This window comes from Actinomadura rupiterrae, assembly GCF_024172125.1.
GTDB lineage: Bacteria > Actinomycetota > Actinomycetes > Streptosporangiales > Streptosporangiaceae > Spirillospora > Spirillospora rupiterrae.
Genome location: NZ_JAMZEA010000010.1, coordinates 192,552 through 208,620, shown reverse-complemented (window position 1 = coordinate 208,620; position 16,069 = coordinate 192,552). Strand labels below are relative to the sequence as shown.

The following is a 16,069-nucleotide window of genomic DNA, read 5'->3' as shown; positions in this document are numbered from 1 at the left end:
CGCCGTGACCGAATTCGGAGTGACCGAGGACGGTTTCGTACTCAAGCCGATCGACCGGATCCTGGCCGAGGCGTCCGACCGGGCGCGCGCGGTCTTCGCGGACGTGGACCTGACGTCCACCAGCCCGCTGCGCAAGATCCTGGAGGTGACCGCCGCCGAGGACGGCGAGCTGTGGAAGCGGATGGAGGACCTGTACTACGGCAACTTCGTCTCCACCGCGATCGGCGACGACCTGGACCTGCTCGGCGAGGACGTCGGGCTGCTGCGCCGCAACCTCGCCAGTACGGGGACCGTCCGGTTCACGCTGGCCGGCGCCGCGCCGGGGCGCACCTACACCGTGCCCGAGGGCGCGATCCTGGTGACCGCCGCGCCGGTGCGGGCGTTCGTCACGACCGCGCTCGTCGCGCTCGACGCCGCGCACACGACCGCGACGGTCGGCGCGGAAGCGGTCGTCCCGGGACCGGGCGGCGACGTGGCGGCCTCGGCGATCGTCGATGTCGATGCCGCGTACCGCGCGACGTTCCTGTCCGACTTCGGCGCGGCGAAGCTGACCGTGGCCAACCCCGCCGCGTTCTCCGGTGGGACGGGCGTCGAGGCCGACGACTCCTACCGTGCCCGTCTCGCCGGCCTCGCCCGCAACCTGTGGACGGTCGAGTCGGTCGCGCAGGCCGCGCTCAACGTGACCGGCGTGCTGGACGTGGTGGTGTCGGACCCGCGCGGCGGCGTGGACGTCTCGCAGAGCTTCTTCGGCACCTTCCTGTTCGACCAGCGCGCCTTCAGCTCCGACGCGCGGCGGATCGGCGAGCCGTACTTCTTCACCGTCCTGGTCGCGCACGACCCGCGCGCTCCCTGGCGCACCACGGGTGCCGTACCGGGCGTGTTCGAGCGGGTGACGGCCGCGGTGGACGCGGTCCGTCCCGTGGGTGTGCATGTGAACGTCGTGGAGGCCAAGCCGGTCTCGATCGGCGTGCGCGCGACCGTGGTCGTCGAGGCCGGGTCGGACGGCGCGGCGCTGCTGGCCTCGATCCGGCAGCGGCTCGCCGACGTGATCTCCACCCAGCGGCTCGGCGGGGACGTGCTGTATTCCCAGGTCGTCCGGGTGTTCGTGGAGCAGCCCGGGGTGGTGGACGTGCGCGGGCTGCACCTGCGGCGGCTGCCCCCGGCGTTCGGCGCGATCGCCCTGGGCGGCGTCCCGGCGCAGAGCGCGGTCGTCGAGGCCGCGGTGGGCGAGAACCTGCGGATCGGCCCGGACGAGCTGGCGGTGTTCGCCGCGGGCGGCGACGCCCTGGACATCGCTCCGGTGACGTCATGAGCGGGCCGCTGACCGCCGCGTCCCGGATGGGCGCCCGGCTGACCGTCCCGTTCGGGCGCGGCGCCGACACCCTGGAGCTGGACGTGCGGCCCGGGACCGGGCCGACCAGGGCGGCGATCCCGCCGTACGGCTTCACCGAGCACTTCGCCCGGTTCGGCCGCGCGGCCGAACCCGCGTACGTGCTGACCGCGACGCGGCGGCTGTCGTCCGACACCATCGTCACCGTCTCGTTCACCCAGGCCAACGGCACTCCGGCGGCGGTGACGATGTCGTTCCCGGCAGGGACGCCGGCCGGGTTCTCGGCGGCCGTGCCCGTCCCGGTGTCGGACCAGATCCGGCTGACCGGGCTGCAGATGACGGCCGACCCTAACGGCACCGCCGACACGTTCTGGACGGTCACCGCGCTGCTCGGCACGACCGCCAAGCTGCTGTGGGTGATCGGCGGGGAGCGCGACCAGCTGACGCGGCACCTCGCCCGCGTCGTCGCGCAGCGCCACGTGTTCAGCGCGATCGGACGCAGCCTGGACCTCATCGGCTCCGATCTCGGCGTGCCGCGCTTCCCGCCGCTGCCCTACGGCTTCGACACGGGCACGGTCGCGCTCTACCACCTGGACGACACGACCGGCGCCGCGCAGGACGTGACCGGCGCCTACCCCGGACGGACCGGGCATCCCGGCACGCCCAAGGGCGCGGTGCTGCCCGGCGTCCCCGGACGCTACGGCACCGCCTTCGGGTTCGGCTCGGACGACGCGGCCGTGGAGGTCGCGACCGATCCGGCGTTCGACATCCCGGCGGGCGGCGGCGCGACGTTCGAGTGCTTCGTGCGGCCCGACGCGTCCTCGGGCGACGGGCAGATCCTGTCCAAGCATCCGGCGCCCGGCGGGACCGCCGCGGGCTGGGCGCTGTCGGTTGGCGACTTCGGCCGCGGCGTGCCCCGCAACGTGCGGCTGACGGTGTCGGACGGGACGCGCCCGCCGGTCACGCTGTTCGCCGACACCGGCCTGCGCACCGACGAGTTCACCCACGTCGCGGGCGTCGTGGACGGGCCGGCCGGCACGCTCACGCTGTTCCTGGACGGCGTGCCGCGCGCCACCGCCCCGACCGGCGCGCTCGGCCTCGTCCACTCCACCGTGCCGCTGCGGATCGGGCCGGGCGGCAGCGCCTTCCGGGGCGCGATCGACGAGGTCCGGATCTCGTCGGTCGCGCGGGCCGACTTCGCGCCGGTACTCGGCGAGGCCGACGACCACTACCGGCGGCGGCTGCGGGTGTTCCGGCGCTGGGAGCTGCCCACCCCGGCCAACCTGACCTCGATGCTGAACGAGCTGGTCGGCACGGTCGGCGGGCTGGCCGACCCGCTGGTCGTCCAGGACGCCAACGCGCCGCTCGTGCGCGGGACGCGGCTGGTGCGGGTGCGTCCGGTGGCGGTCGCGACCGGCGACTCGATCGACGCGTCCGGGCGGCGCGGGGCCGCCGAGGCGGGGACGGTCGGGACCGCCGCCGACGAGGAGGCCTTCGACCCGGCGTTCCTGCTGCGCTACGACCGTGCGGACGTGGACTTCACCGCGCCGCCGCCGCGCGTGCCGAACCCGGGCGAGCCGCTGCCCGATCCGCACCTGGTGCAGGTCGGGCTGGCCGATCCGCTGGACCGGCTGGTGGCCCTCGCCGCCGCCGAGCCCGGACCGTCCGGGCGGCTGCGGATCGGGACGGCCTTCGACCCGCGCGCGAGCGACCTGCGCGCGACCGGCCGGGCCGTGCTGCTCGGCCACTCGACGGTCCCTGCCGGACGTCTGGCGGCGCTCGCCCATCGCGCCGGATTCGCCTTCGTGTCGGTCCGGACGGCCGCCCAGCCCGATGGGACGCAGGTCTACGCCGCCGCCGCGCTCGGCGACTACTTCGCCGTGACGTTGTCACCCGTCCCGGCCGGGCCGACCGACCTGGACGTGGGCAACTCGGCGACGCTCTCGCTGCGTCCGCCGCCTCCGCCCGGGGCGAAGCTGAACTGGCTGACCGTCCCGGCGGGGCGAGGTGCGGGTGTGCTGAGCACGACCGGCGCGGTCGGGAGCCCCGCATCGGTCACCAGCCTCCAGGCCACCGCGCCCGGTGCGCTGGCGGTCAAGGCGGAGGTGGCGTTCCAGGAGCACACGCTGTCGGCGAGCCGCATCCTGCGCCTCGGCGCGGCCGACGTCCCGGACGGGCAGTCGGTCGCGGGCGACGGGACGCTCGGCGCGCCGACCGCCGTGGTCAGCGATCCGTTCGAGTTCTTCGACGCCCGGTTCCTCGTCCAGCACAACGACGCGCGGATCGACTACGGCACCGATCCGAACAACCACCTCGTCCAGCCGGCGGTCGGGCAGCTGCTCGACGCGCTGCTGGACGAGCTGGCCCGCCGCTCGGTGACAGGGAAGCTCACCGTGACCTCGGCGTTCAACGCGACCGGCGACGAGTTCGCGGCGCACGGCCGCAAGGTCGGGCTGCGGCACTCGGTGCTGGCCCCCGGCACGCTCGCGGCCCTCGCGCACAACGTCGGGTTCGGGCACGTCGCCCGGACCGGCGCGGACGTGACCGTCCGGCAAGGGCCGGGCGAGCTGGTCGTCGCGCACGGACCGTCCGGCGCGGACGGCGGCCTGGTGCTGGAGGTGGACGAGGGCGCGACGCTGAACCTGTCGGTCACGCCCGTCCTGACCAGTACCGACCCGCCCGCCACCGGGCAGGTCCGGCTCGGCTGGGCGTCCAGCGCGGTCGGAGCGGACGGCGACGGACCGGCGCGCACCACGCTCGGCAACCCGACGCAGCCCGCGACGACCCTGCAGGGCGACGCGGCGGGCCTGGCCTGGGTGCAGGCGACCTACCTGCTCGGCGACCTGCCCGCGCCGTTCACCTTCCGGGTCGGGCTGCGGCCCGAGCTGGACAACCCGAACACGGTGCTGTCCAAGGACCAGTACGACCTGGTCCTCAACATCCTCAACGCCCTGCACCCGATCGGCGTCGAGGTCAACACCCAGATCATCCGGGACCACACGGTCGAGGTGCGGGGCGACCTGGCCGCCGCCAACCCCGCCTTCACCTTCCCCAAGTTCCGCGTGCGCAGCCCGCTGCCGCCGCGGCGGACCGCGCAGCGAAGGAGCGCCTCCGATGGCTAGTTTCAGCTACGTCCCCAAGTTCCACCACCTGCACTGGGTCGAGTTCCGCGACCTGGTCGCCGCGGACGGGTCCAACGGGTTCAACATCCGGTTCGACACGATCGAGAGCGACCTCAAGGCCGTCGGGACCGTGGTCGGGCAGATCAGCTCGTCGTTCGACCAGCTCGTCCCGCCGGTCCCGGTCGGCACGGCGACCGCGCTGCTGACGGTCACGCCTGCGTTGCTGCAGGTCGGCGCGGCGGCGGCGTGGTCGTTCCAGCTGTCCGGCGCCGCGGTCGCGCCGACCACCGGCGGGCCGCTCGGCGTGGTCTCGCTGCCGGTGCCGGACAAGGTGCGGCTGACCTCGATCCGGGTGCGCGGCAAGGGCACCCCGCCCGCGAACGTGAACACCTCGGTGGTTCTGAACCAGGTCGCCCTCGCGGACGGCGCGCCCCTCGCGCTCGCCGCGTTCGCCATCCCGAAGGACGCCGCGTTCGGCGCGGTCGTGCCGATCCCCGCCTCGCCCGCGACCGTCGTGGACCTGGCGAACTTCCGGTACACGGTCTCGATCGGCAGCGGGCCGGCCACCGGCGACCCGGTGACCGTGACGTCCATCCAGCTCGGCTACACCGCGCCCTGACGGGGGCCCGCCCATGCCCGTCCGCGTGCATGTCCCGGTCACCGTGCGGGTGACCGGGGAGCTGTCCGCCGAGCGGCGCGACCTGCTGCGCCGCGCCGTCACCCGCATCGTCGCCGCGCGCCTCGCCGCCGCCGAGCGGACGCTCGCCGAGCGCGGCCACGGCGCCCACGAGGTGCTGTGGCCGCCGTCCGGCGACGACCGGTCCGGTGGCGACCGGTTTGGCGACGAGCTGTCCCCGCCGGAATCCGAAACCCGATCCTGACCTGGACCTCTGAGGAGTACCGCGATGGCGAAGCGGCGCTACCACCTTCCGGACAAGCCCCGGAACGCCGCGGACGGCGTGCCCCGGCCGGTCGCCAAGGCCGTCGTGGACGGCGTCGCGCACGGGGTCGACCGGGCGCGTCCGGCCTCCGCGGCCCCGGCGGCGCGGGCCGTCCCGCAGCGGCCCGCGCCCGCGCGCGCTCCGGCGCCTCCGGTCGCGCCGCCGCCTCCGGAGCGGCCGAAGGCGTTCGAGGTCGCCGACGACCTGGCCGAGCACCCCGACATCGAGGAGATCCAGCGCTCCCCCGAGATGGCCCGCTACCTGGGGCTGCGCGACCTGTTCCGGCGCCGCTTCCCCAAGAACCGGCTGCTGCCGTTCATCGTGGTCACGCCGTCCGACCAGCTGCTCGACCTGCTGGAGGTGTTCCGCGAGCTCCAGGGCCTCACGGCGGTCGACTGGGAGGTGCTGGAAGCCGGGCTGAGCCCCGCCGTCGACCTGCCGACCGACTGGCGCCGGGCGCGCGTCCACCTCGACGAGTTCCTGCATGACCCGAAACGCGCCCAGCGCGCCCGGGAGGTCGCCGTCCGCGAGCGGGCCCTCGCGGACGCGCACGCCAAGCTCGCCGCCGGCTCGGACGAGGCGCTCGTGCACCGGCTGGACGGCCTCGGCCCGCTCTACGACAAGATCCGCTTCTTCGAGCGGCTCCCGGACGGCACCGGAGCCAAGGAGTTCCGCGAGGAGATCGCCGAGAACAAGCGGCGGGTGGGCGCCGAACTGCTCCGCGACCTGAACGCGGCGGGCTTCGCCGACATCGCCGCGTTCGACGCCGCCGTCCGCGCGATGCGCCGGGTCGTCCGGGACCACGGGGTCGAGGTCACCCTCACCACGCTCAAGAGCAGCGAGGGCGTGCTGCGCGCCGACCTGCAGCGCTACCGGGAGGTGGGCGTGCTGGACCGGCTCGTCCGCGACCTGGCGGCGCTGACCCGGCCGCCCGGGCCGTCGGAGGAGCGGACGCGCGCGCTCCTGGCCGACCACCCGCTGCTCATGGACTCCCCCGTGCTCGAAGCCGTGCTCGCCGTGCACGTCCCGGACCTGCTCGGCGACGTCCTGCGGCAGTGGACGCAGACCCGGCTCGCCAACATCGACGAGACGCGGGCGCGGCTGCGCGAAGGACCCGAGTTCGTCTTCGACCTGGTCCACGTCCACGCCGAGGCGCTCGCCCGCTTCGGCCTGGACGGCACGTCCGTCCAGGCACGGCTCATCGCGGACAACCGGGCGGTTCCGAACCGGTCGGTCTGGCCCTGGCTGCACGTGGCGCTGCTCGTGCTGAGCTTCGCCGCCGGGCCGCTCGCGGGCATCGTCGCCGGGGCGCGGCTCATCCTCGCCCTCCAGGCGGTCGGCTACCTGTCCGGGGCGGCACTGACCGTCAAGACCGTCTACGACTCGTGGGACCGCAGCGCCGACGAGCAGGCGCAGCGGGTCGCGGCCAACACCGGCACGCCATTGACGGTCGAACCCGTCCCGTCCGGGCAGTGGCGCGAGCTGATCGGGCTGCTCATCTCCCTCAGCGGGCTGCTCCGCGGCGCCGGCAAGTCCCTGCTGCCTAAGCCGAAGCTGGCCGCAAAGGCGGTCCAAGCCCTGCAGAAGGGCACGCAGGCCCTCGGCGGGAACGCGGCGACGGCGCTGGCGTTCCGTCCGGGCACGCAGTTCATCGAGGCCGGCCAGGGCGTGACGTTCCTCCATCCCGACTTCCCCGACCAGGTCTTCCACCTCAACGCCGACGGGCTCACCCGGTACGGGATCGTCAACGGCGCGCCCGCCGCCACCGGACGGTGGACTTGGGCGGAGCTGGAGAGGTCCGGGACGCCGATCGTGCCCGTCGCGCAGGCCGGAGTGCCGCGTCTGCCCCGTCCGGCCGTCCCCGCGCCTGCGCCTGTGCCGCCACCGGCCCCCTTGCCGCCGCCACCGCCACCGGCCGAACCGCCCGTGGCTCCCGCGCCGAAGGTGCCGAAGGCGCCGGGGTCGCTGGGCGCGGCGGCCCGGCTGTCCCCGCGGACCTTCGCGGCCGAGGCCCGGCTGCGCGCCAAGATCGCGGACCTTCGGGACCGGCTCGCCGAGGCCCGCCGCGCGATCGACCGGCTCGCCCCCCGCGGCGTCCCGGAGCCCGGCGGGGCCAAGGGCCTGCTGCTCCGGCAGGCGGACGAGCTGGCCGCGCGGCTCGACCGCTCCGACCGCATCCTGACCTCCGGCCTGGTCGGGTTCCAGAAGGGGTTCACGCACGAGGGGGGCGAGGAGGCGATCCGCGAGGCCGTGGCGTTCCTCGAACCGCGCCTGTTCGCCGCCGAGAACGCCGTCACGCGGCTGGCCCTGCGCGGCGCGCCGGTGCCGCTGCCGACCGCCGCGCAGCAGTTGGTGATCGACGGCTACCTCGCGAAGTTCACGCTGCTGCGCGAGCAGGTCGCCAAGGTCGCGGCGGGCGACGCGGCCGCCGCCGCGGCCCGGGACGCGCTGAACAAGGAGCTGCTCGCGATCGAGCAGGCCGCGGCCCGGACCGCGCACGAGGACTTCCTGCTCGACCACCTCAAGCGGCTCGCCAAGGACCGGCGCGCCCTGCTCGCCCAGGGCCTCAACGCCACCGGGACCGGCGCGCGCGGCGCCGACGACGCCGCGCGCGAGCTGCTCGGCCGGATCTCCGGCAGCACCTACTCCGACCTGCGGCGCGCGCTGGGCGAACCGAAGTTCTCCTTCGGCAAGAGGGTCCGGACGTCCGTCAAGGGCGAGGGGGCGGGCGGGGCCGGGAACGTGCGCGCCCAGCCGTTCGAGGGGGCCACGGCCACCTGGAAGCTGGACGACGACTCGGTGATCCGGCTCGACGTCCCGACCACCGACGCGCGCCCGTTCGCCGTCAACTCCCAGCCGCACGCGGCCCGAATCAGCAAGGACGGGGCCCTCCACTACGACGACCACGGGATCGTCGTCCCGGCCGACTCGGGGCCCGCGCACCTACCGGTGACGCTCGACCAGAAGTTCCGCGACGATTTCCGCGCGGCGCTGTCCAAGGACAGCGCGCAGTGACGCCGCGTGCACCGCTGAACCGCCGACCGGGCGCATCCGTGACCCTCACGAACCGCCGATCGGGCGGTTCGCGAAGCGGAACGACTGGCGGACGCGGGGGTTTGGCCGGTGACCATCACTTCATGGGGACCAGAGCGGTGCGCGCCGCTCGATGACGACCAGGGCGAGGCAGGCGAGGACGCCGCCGACGTGGCCGGGTTGCTGCGCGCAGGCGAGCGCGCCCTGCTCGACGACGGCGACCTCGGCGCGAGCCGCGCGAACTTCGCCGCCGCCTACCGAGCCGCCGACCTCGCCCTAGGTCGCGACGACGCGTCCGAGGGCGGGTCGGACGCGTTGGGGCGCGGGACGGCGGGGGCTGAGGCGTTGGGGAGGGCGGCGCTCGGGCTCGGGGGGCTGTGGGCGCACGAGCGGCGCGGGGCGGCCGAGTCGGCGCTGGTCCGGGTCCGGCAGCGGGACGCGCTGCGGCGGCTCGACCCGCGCTCGCCGATGGCGCTGCGGCTGCGGATCCGGCTGGCCGGCGAGGAGGACTACCGGTCCGGCGGCCACGCGGCGATCCTGGACCTGGTCGGCGAGGCGCGCCGCGCGTCCGACCCGGTGGCGCTCGCCGAGGCGCTGCACCTGGCGCACCTGTGCGCGCTCGGCCCCGACGACGGGCCGCTCCGGCACCGGCTGGCGCAGGAGCTGACCGACCAGGCGGCCGGCACCGGACGGCGGTTCGACCTGCTGCTCGGGCTGCTGTGGCAGACCGTGGACCTGTTCCTGGCGGGCCACCCGCACGCCTACCGGCGGCTCGCCGAGCTGCGCGCCGCGATCGGCGGGGGCCACCTGGCGTTCGGGTACGCGGTGAGCGCGATGGAGGTCATGCTCGCCGTCCGGACGGGACGCCTGGACCGGGCCGAAGCGCTGTCCAAGGAGTCCGCGCGGCTCGGCGCGGCGGCGGGCGACGTCAACACCGTCGGGTGGCGGGCCGGGCAGCTCGGCGTCGTCCGCTGGTACCAGGGCCGTTCGGCCGAGCTGGTCGGCGGGCTGTCGGAGCTGATCGACTCGGCCGCGCTGAGCCTGATCGACAACGCCCCCGTCGCGGGCCTGGCGCTCGCCGCCGCGACCGCCGGGGACACCCGGCTCGCGACCGGCACCCTGGCCCGGCTGTGCGGGCGCGACCTCGGCGACCTGCCCCGGTCGAGCAGCTGGCTGATGGCGCTGTACTGCGTGGTCGAGACCGCGCATCTGCTCGGCGACCGGGAGACCGCCGCCCGCGTCTACGAGCTGCTCTCGCCCTACGCGCATCTCCCGGTGGTGGCCAGCCGCGGCGCGATCTGCCTGGGGACGGTGCAGCACAGCCTCGGCGTCGCGGCGCTGACACTGGACGACGCCGACGGGGCCGTCCGGCATCTGCGCGAGGCGGTGCGCGGCAACCTCGCGCTCGGCCACTGGCCCGCCACCGTCCTGTCGCGGTGGCGGCTCGGGCAGGCGCTCGCCCGCCGGGACGGCCCGGACGCCGAGCCCGCAGCGCGCGAGCTGGCGCTGGCCGAGTCCGAGGCGGCGCAACTCGGCATGAAGCTGCCGCCGATGGAGCGGACCGCGACCGCGCCGCGCCGGGAGCGGCGGTCCGGCCCGGCACGGTGCGAGCGGCACGGGCGGCTGTGGCGGGTCGTGTCGGGCGGGCGCGAGGCGGTGGTCGAGGACGGCGTGGGCCTGCGCTACCTGGCGATCCTGCTCGCCAACCCGAACGCGGACATCCCGGCGGTGGAGCTGGCCGCGAGCGCGGCGATCACCCCGGCGACGTCCGGCGAGGGCCTCCAGGCGCGCGAGTCCGCGCGGCATGGCGAGTCGGTGCAGCCCGTCCTGGACGAGCGGGCCAAGCGGGAGTACAAGCGGCGCCTGGCCGACCTCCAGGACGCCATCGACGCGGCCGAGGACGCCGGTGACGCCTCCCGCGCGGCCGCCGCGACCGCCGAGCGGGACTGGCTGGTCTCCGAGCTGGCCGCCTCCGCCGGGCTCGCCGGGCGGACGCGCCGGTTCGCCGACGCCGACGAGCGCGCGCGGGTGTCGGTCGGCAAGGCGATCAGGCGGGCGCTGGACCGGATCTCGGCCGCCGACGCCGTCCTCGGCGCGGAGCTGGGCACCGCGATCCACACCGGCCGCCGCTGCTGCTACCGGCCCACCTGAGCCGCCCGGGCGGTCAGTGCGCGTTCTCGGTGGGCCGGAAATCGGCCGGGACAACCCGGTACCCGACGTATCCGGACGCGAGCAGCAGGATAGCGGCGGCGAGGAACGCCACGCCGAGGGCGTGCGTGAACGACGCCGACGCCGCCGACATGATCCGGTCGCCGTGGTCGCCGCCGCGCTGGGCGGCGACCACGGCGGCCTCGCCGATCGAGTCGCGCACCCGCGCCGCCTGGTCGCCGGGCAGGCCGAGGCGCGGCACGTCGCCGCGGTACAGGACGGCGGCGAGGCTGCCGATCGCGGCGACGCCCATCGCGCCGCCCAGCTCGTAGGAGATCTCCTCCACGGCCGCCGCGCCGCCCGCCTCCTCCTGCGGCGAGGACGACAGCAGCGCCACCGACGCGGCGGTGGCGGCGATGCCGAAGCCGGTGCCCAGGCACAGCAGCGCGACGGCGATCTCGGCGTAGGCGAGCCGTCCGGCCACGTCGGCGATCCACGGCACCGCCATGCCGACCGCCGCGACCGCCATCCCGGCGCCGAGGACGACGCGGACGCCGAACCGCTCCATCAGCCGGGGCGTGAACAGCGGCGCGACGACCAGCGCGGCCGGGGCGGGCAGCAGCCGCAGCCCGGCGGCGAACGGCCCCAGCCCCTTCGCGTACTGGAACCACTGGGTGATCAGGAACAGCACCGCGCCGAGCGCCATCATGCCCAGGAAGATCGACACCGCGGACACGCTGAACACCCGGTTGGCGAACATCCGCACCTGCAGCAGCGGGTTGGCGATCCGCAGCTCGCGCCGGACGAACAGGGTCAGCGTGACCGCCGCGACCACCAGCAGCACCAGCCCGGCCCGGACGTCGTGCCCGCCGACCAGCTTGATGCCGCCGGCGAGCGAGACCATCCCGACCACCGACAGCGCCACACCCCACCAGTCCCAGCGGCCCTCGCGCGGATGGGACGACTCGGGCACCAGCCACAGCGCGAGCACCACGCACACCACCGCGACCGGCACGTTCAGCAGGAACGCCGACTCCCAGCCCTGCGCCTGCACCACCAGCCCGCCGACCAGCGGCCCGAGCGCCATGCCCGCGCCGATCACCGCCGTCCACACGCTGTAGGCGACGGCGCGCTCGCGCGGGTCGGTGAACACCACCCGCAGGATCGAGATCGTGGACGGCATGATCGCCGCGCCGCCGACACCGAGCAGCGCGCGGGCCGCGATCACCACCCACGGCGCGGTCGCGACGACCGCGAGCAGCGAGGCGGCGGCGAACACCACGAAGCCGAAGACCAGCACCCGGCGGCGTCCCCAGCGGTCGCCGAGCGCCCCGGCGGTGATGAGCAGCCCGGACAGCACCAGCGCGTACGCGTCGATGATCCACAGCTGCTCGACCGAGGTCGGGCGCAGGTCCGCCACCAGCGACGGGAACGCCACGTTGAGGATGGTGGCGTCCATCGCGATGATCAGCAGGCTGCCGGACAGCACCGCCAGGACCGCCCAGCGGCGCCGCTGCGGGGTCACTCCAGGTATCCCGGCCCGGGGTAGCCCGGGCCGGACCGGGGCGGCGCGACCGCGGCCGAGGCCACCGCGCAGAGCAGGCTCACGATGCACACGCCGGTGACGAGGTTGATCCCGGCGGTCGCGAGCGCGGAGTCCATCGGGTCGGTGATGGTCAGCGGCAGCAGCACCGCCGCGGCGGTCGCCAGGCTGCCGATCCAGCCGAAGAACGCGACCGGCTTCGGCACCGCCACCAGCAGCAGGTGCAGCAGCGCCGTGGCCGCGAGCGCCGCCACGGCCGCCATCAGCGCGTAGCTGGTCGTGGACGAGTCGCCGTAGGTGCCGCGCCCGCTCGGCGCGAGCACCGCGATGTCCAGCACGCCGCGCACCAGCAGCACCCCGACCACGACCACGAGCGCCGCCACGACCGCGGTCGCGATGCCTCCGGCCCAGAGCCGTCCGGCGCGCACCCGCGGCCGGGACGCGGACGCGTCCGACCGCGGCGCGGGCCTGTACATCGAGTCCGACACGTCCCGTCCCCTCCCTCGCCGCCCGTCACTGCACCCGTAGCCGCAACCCCTGAGAGGGAAGCCCAAAGCCGGTCCCAGGTTGGGCAAAAGGTGGCGGTCCGTCCGCGAGGTCGGTGAGGGCGGCGTCAGGACGCGCCGGTGAGGGCCTGCGCGATGACCATCCCGATCCAGGCCGCGCCGAGGCCCGCGCCGAGCGACGCCACGACGTTCAGCACCGCGTAGGGACGGGCGCCGGTCTCGGCCAGCCGCAGCGTCTCGTAGCCGAACGTCGAGTAGGTGGTGAGCGCGCCGCAGAAGCCCGTCCCGGCGAGGGCCATCACGCCGCTCCCGCCGGAGTGGGCGGCGAGGAAGCCGAGCAGCAGGCACCCGGCGACGTTCACGGTGAAGGTGCCCCACGGGAACACCGAGTCGTGCCGGGACTGGACGGCGCGGTCGGTCAGGTAGCGCAGCGGCGCGCCGACGGCCGCGCCGAGCGCGACGAGGAGCAGCGTCATCGGGCGCCGCCTTCGGCCGCGCCGACCTTGCTCCGAGCGTCGGGGCCGGGCCTGGGCGGCGTCCGGACGCCGGCGATCGCCCGGGTGAGGCGGACGCCGGTCCACACGGCGGCGAGGGCCGCCACCAGGGTCGCGGCGAGGTAGGCCAGCGCGGTGCCGGACGAGCCGTCCTCGACCGACTTCTGCACCTCCACCAGCGCGGTGGAGAAGGTGGTGAAGCCGCCGAGCACGCCGACGCCGAGGAAGGGCCGCAGCAGCGGGTGCGGCCGCAGCACCTGGGTGATCATGACCATCAGCACGCCGATCAGCAGGCAGCCGGAGACGTTGATTCCGAAGGTGGCCCAGTCGAACGCGCCGGGGTCGTGCGGGAAGGCGGCGCCGAGGCCGTAGCGGGCGAGCGCGCCGATCATCCCGCCCGCCGAGATCGCGCCGAGCGTCGTCCAGGGGGCGCGGGCCAGCTCGCGGCGCTGCTCGGGGACGCGCAGCTCCACGTCGGAGTCGACGGGCAGCCGGGTTCCGGGATCAGCGGGCAGCCGGGGGTCGTGCATCGGTTCCTCCTACCAGGGCATGGCGAACTACGCTGGCAGGGACCGTTGGCAAGGAGTCGCGGTTGCCCCGCGTCCGCCGGAGCGGACCTCGGGGGCGGCGGGCCCCACCGCCGCGGCCTCGTTCCCACGAGAACCACCGACCAGTCTAGCCAATCCCGCCCCGCCGGGCTGCGACGTGCATCACACGCGGCGCGTCCGCGCGGGAAGACGGCCGGAGGGGCTCGGCCCGGCCATGGCCGGTCCGAGCCCACGTGTCGGGTCGTTAGTGCGGGCCGGGATGCGGGGTGAGGCTCGTCGCCTGGAGGTAGTCGGTGAGGGCCTGGTCCTCGCCGGGCGGTGTCGGCAGCAGCGAGGTGGCCCGGCGCAGGACGACGGTTCCGGCCAGGGCGAGGGCGCCAAAGGCGGCGATGGCGACCAGGACGACGCCGACGGACGAGGTGCCGGTCGAGCAGGTCTTGCTACGGCCCATGTTCGGTTTGCCCAGATTCAGCTGCGGTTTGTAGTCGTAGCTGACGTCGCAGGCCGACGCCTGCTGCGGCGCTAGCGGCAGGACCAGGCAGGCTGCCAAAGCGGCTAGCACGACAAGGCGGGCGGGCCTCACGAGCCGGTTCATGACGGCACCGCCGTCCGGTTGGGGCCGCTCGCCTTCAGGCGCATGACCTTGGCGCGCAACGGTTCACCTTCCTGCGGGTCGGACGAGGCCAGGTCGTACTGAGCGGACTGGAGGCGGTACAGGGCCAGCGCGGCGGCGGGCCCGTGCCGTTTCCAGGTGGCCGCGAGCGTCCAGAGCCGCAGGGACGGGTCGGACAGGAAGTGCGCCTCGACCGGCGTGATCGGGCCGCCTGGGACGACCCGTGCCGCGATCGCCGTCCGGGCCGTCGCGCCGCGCGCCCTGGCCGCCGCGACCAGCAGGAGCACCGCCACGGCGGCGAAGGGGAGCTGGGGCAGCAGCCACAGCAGGGGCGACACGATCAGCGTGTCGAACGCTCCCCCGCCGCTCATGTGGTCGTGCGTGACCTTCGAGAGCCAGCCCGCCAGGGCCTCGGTGCCCGCCGAGCCGCCGATCGAGATGGCCAGCCCGAACAGGACGGTCGGGACGCGGCGCTCGCGCGGCCCGGTGAGTGCGAGCGCGAGGCTGCCGCCCAGCAGCGCGCCGAACAGCACCGGCCCGCCGAGCAGGCCGATGGACTGGCGGATCCAGTACTCGAAGCCGCCGGTCACTCCGTTGATGAACCCCAGCGACCCGAACAGCCGGATGAACAGCACGCTCTCCACGAACGTGTAGCCGAGCCCGACCGCCGCGCCGAGCACCATGCCGGTCATCGCGTCCACGACCCGGTGCCGCAGCAGGAGCAGCAGCACCAGGACCCCGGCGGCGACGGCCAGCGCGTTCACCGCGAACAGGTGGACGAGCAGCAGGTCGATCGCGCGGTACTGGTCGTGCACCTGGCCGCTGAGGGCGTTCAGCGCGTCCGTCGGCGAGCCGCCGGTCTTCGGGCGGTCGAGCAGGTAGCCGCCGAGCGTGCCGAGCGCGAGGCCGCTGAACGCCCGGCCGAGGCCGAACACGATCAGCGCGCCCCAGCCGAACGCGGCCAGCAGCAGCGTGAGCGGGACGCGCCCGAACCGCTGCCCGAGATGCAGGACGGCCAGCACGAACACCGTCCCCGGCACGCACAGCAGCGCGTCCCCGAGGTAGGAGGACACCACGGTCAGCGCCAGCAGCGAGAACGGGCCGAGCAGCACCGCGACCGTCGCCCACACAAGGACGGCGTCGCGGCGGCCCTCCGGACGCGTGATCCGCGCGTACACCTGGAGCGCCGCGCCGAGGACGATGCCCGCGACGACCGTCCAGAAGACCGCCTTCGGCATCGACAGCAGCCGTCCGAACGAACCGGACGAGCCGGGCAGCCTGTGGAAGATCGACAGCGTCGGCTCGTCCGGCGCGATGTGCGGACGGGTGAGGTTGAGCAGCAGTTCCAGCAGGTACAGCGCGATCGCGATGCGCGCGAACAGCAGCGCCCGGTCGCGCGCCGGGGAGTCCGCGCGCAGCAGCTCGCCGGCCTCGGGCCCGGTCACGGCGCACCTCCCGGAACGCTCGGGAAGCTCGGCATGCTGGGCATGTTCGGCATGCTCGGAACCCCGGTCGGGAAGTTCGACGGCATATCGGTCGGCAGGTCGGTGGGGAAGTTCGACGGCAGCTGCGGCACCGACGGCACCGGGCCCGGTGCCTGACCAGGCGCCTTGCCCGGAAGCTGGGGGAAGGTCGGCAGCTTCGGCGCCGGCGGGTCGTTCGCACCCGACAGGTTGATCGCCAGCCCCGCCACCAGCGCGGCCAGGCCGACCGCCGCGCCGACCGCCACCAGCCGGACCTGGCGCTCGATCGCGGGTCCGGTCCCGCGTTCCATGGTCATCGTCCCTGATC

General features: G+C 75.0%; 13 protein-coding genes. 6 read left to right on the top strand and 7 right to left on the bottom strand.

Going from position 1 to position 16,069, the window contains the following annotated elements:
- The first annotated feature begins 4 nt into the window (after positions 1 to 4).
- The 6 genes from FHU30_RS33075 to FHU30_RS33050 all read left to right on the top strand — a co-directional run bounded on the left by FHU30_RS33075 (position 5) and on the right by FHU30_RS33050 (position 10,577).
- A complete protein-coding gene (locus FHU30_RS33075; RefSeq protein WP_253881261.1) occupies positions 5 to 1,312 on the top strand; it encodes a baseplate J/gp47 family protein in 1,308 nt (435 codons plus the stop codon).
- The gene (locus tag FHU30_RS33070) at positions 1,309 to 4,452 is read left to right on the top strand and encodes a LamG domain-containing protein (RefSeq protein ID WP_253881259.1); all 3,144 of its coding nucleotides are present in this window, start codon (positions 1,309 to 1,311) and stop codon (positions 4,450 to 4,452) included. Before FHU30_RS33075 ends, FHU30_RS33070 begins: the two co-directional genes overlap by 4 nt.
- A complete protein-coding gene (locus tag FHU30_RS33065) occupies positions 4,445 to 5,071 on the top strand; it encodes a hypothetical protein (protein ID WP_253881258.1) in 627 nt (208 codons plus the stop codon). Before FHU30_RS33070 ends, FHU30_RS33065 begins: the two co-directional genes overlap by 8 nt.
- Before the next feature lie 13 nt (positions 5,072 to 5,084).
- Complete coding sequence (locus tag FHU30_RS33060; RefSeq protein ID WP_253881256.1) at positions 5,085 to 5,333, top strand: hypothetical protein; 249 nt, start codon at positions 5,085 to 5,087, stop codon at positions 5,331 to 5,333.
- Between the two features lie 24 nt (positions 5,334 to 5,357).
- Complete coding sequence (locus FHU30_RS33055; RefSeq protein ID WP_253881254.1) at positions 5,358 to 8,408, top strand: amino acid adenylation domain-containing protein; 3,051 nt, start codon at positions 5,358 to 5,360, stop codon at positions 8,406 to 8,408.
- 108 nt (positions 8,409 to 8,516) lie between these two features.
- Complete coding sequence (locus FHU30_RS33050) at positions 8,517 to 10,577, top strand: hypothetical protein (protein WP_253881252.1); 2,061 nt, start codon at positions 8,517 to 8,519, stop codon at positions 10,575 to 10,577.
- A 13-nt stretch (positions 10,578 to 10,590) separates the two neighbouring features.
- Here the strand turns inward: FHU30_RS33050 and FHU30_RS33045 are convergent, their stop codons facing one another.
- The 7 genes from FHU30_RS33045 to FHU30_RS33015 form a co-directional block, all read right to left on the bottom strand.
- Positions 10,591 to 12,099, bottom strand: coding sequence for an MFS transporter (locus tag FHU30_RS33045; protein ID WP_253881250.1), 1,509 nt, complete (start codon positions 12,097 to 12,099; stop codon positions 10,591 to 10,593).
- Positions 12,096 to 12,605, bottom strand: a complete 510-nt coding sequence (locus tag FHU30_RS33040; RefSeq protein ID WP_253881248.1) for a DUF6069 family protein — start codon at positions 12,603 to 12,605, stop codon at positions 12,096 to 12,098. Before FHU30_RS33040 ends, FHU30_RS33045 begins: the two co-directional genes overlap by 4 nt.
- A gap of 125 nt (positions 12,606 to 12,730) precedes the next feature.
- Positions 12,731 to 13,099, bottom strand: coding sequence for a fluoride efflux transporter CrcB (gene crcB, locus FHU30_RS33035; protein ID WP_253881246.1), 369 nt, complete (start codon positions 13,097 to 13,099; stop codon positions 12,731 to 12,733).
- Positions 13,096 to 13,647 carry a fluoride efflux transporter FluC gene (locus tag FHU30_RS33030; protein WP_253881238.1) on the bottom strand — a complete coding sequence of 184 codons (552 nt, stop codon included), beginning with the start codon at positions 13,645 to 13,647 and terminating at the stop codon, positions 13,096 to 13,098. The genes crcB and FHU30_RS33030 overlap by 4 nt, the downstream gene beginning before the upstream one ends.
- A 262-nt stretch (positions 13,648 to 13,909) precedes the next feature.
- The gene (locus FHU30_RS33025) at positions 13,910 to 14,260 is read right to left on the bottom strand and encodes a hypothetical protein (RefSeq protein ID WP_253881236.1); all 351 of its coding nucleotides are present in this window, start codon (positions 14,258 to 14,260) and stop codon (positions 13,910 to 13,912) included.
- Positions 14,257 to 15,723 (bottom strand): PrsW family glutamic-type intramembrane protease, encoded by a 1,467-nt coding sequence (locus FHU30_RS33020; RefSeq protein ID WP_253881234.1) that lies wholly within the window; start codon positions 15,721 to 15,723, stop codon positions 14,257 to 14,259. The genes FHU30_RS33025 and FHU30_RS33020 overlap by 4 nt, the downstream gene beginning before the upstream one ends.
- On the bottom strand, positions 15,720 to 16,052 hold the full coding sequence (locus FHU30_RS33015; protein ID WP_253881233.1) for a hypothetical protein: 333 nt from the start codon (positions 16,050 to 16,052) through the stop codon (positions 15,720 to 15,722). The genes FHU30_RS33020 and FHU30_RS33015 overlap by 4 nt, the downstream gene beginning before the upstream one ends.
- Positions 16,053 to 16,069: the final 17 nt, after the last annotated feature.

What these genes read in the sequence shown, in the direction of transcription:
- FHU30_RS33015 (WP_253881233.1), bottom strand. Translation starts at nt 16,052, where the DNA reads ATGGAACGCGGGACCGGACCCGCGATCGAGCGCCAGGTCCGGCTGGTG.
- FHU30_RS33070 (WP_253881259.1), top strand. Translation starts at nt 1,309, where the DNA reads ATGAGCGGGCCGCTGACCGCCGCGTCCCGGATGGGCGCCCGGCTGACC.
- crcB (WP_253881246.1), bottom strand. Translation starts at nt 13,099, where the DNA reads ATGACGCTGCTCCTCGTCGCGCTCGGCGCGGCCGTCGGCGCGCCGCTG.
- FHU30_RS33030 (WP_253881238.1), bottom strand. Translation starts at nt 13,647, where the DNA reads ATGCACGACCCCCGGCTGCCCGCTGATCCCGGAACCCGGCTGCCCGTC.
- FHU30_RS33065 (WP_253881258.1), top strand. Translation starts at nt 4,445, where the DNA reads ATGGCTAGTTTCAGCTACGTCCCCAAGTTCCACCACCTGCACTGGGTC.
- FHU30_RS33025 (WP_253881236.1), bottom strand. Translation starts at nt 14,260, where the DNA reads ATGAACCGGCTCGTGAGGCCCGCCCGCCTTGTCGTGCTAGCCGCTTTG.
- FHU30_RS33055 (WP_253881254.1), top strand. Translation starts at nt 5,358, where the DNA reads ATGGCGAAGCGGCGCTACCACCTTCCGGACAAGCCCCGGAACGCCGCG.
- FHU30_RS33060 (WP_253881256.1), top strand. Translation starts at nt 5,085, where the DNA reads ATGCCCGTCCGCGTGCATGTCCCGGTCACCGTGCGGGTGACCGGGGAG.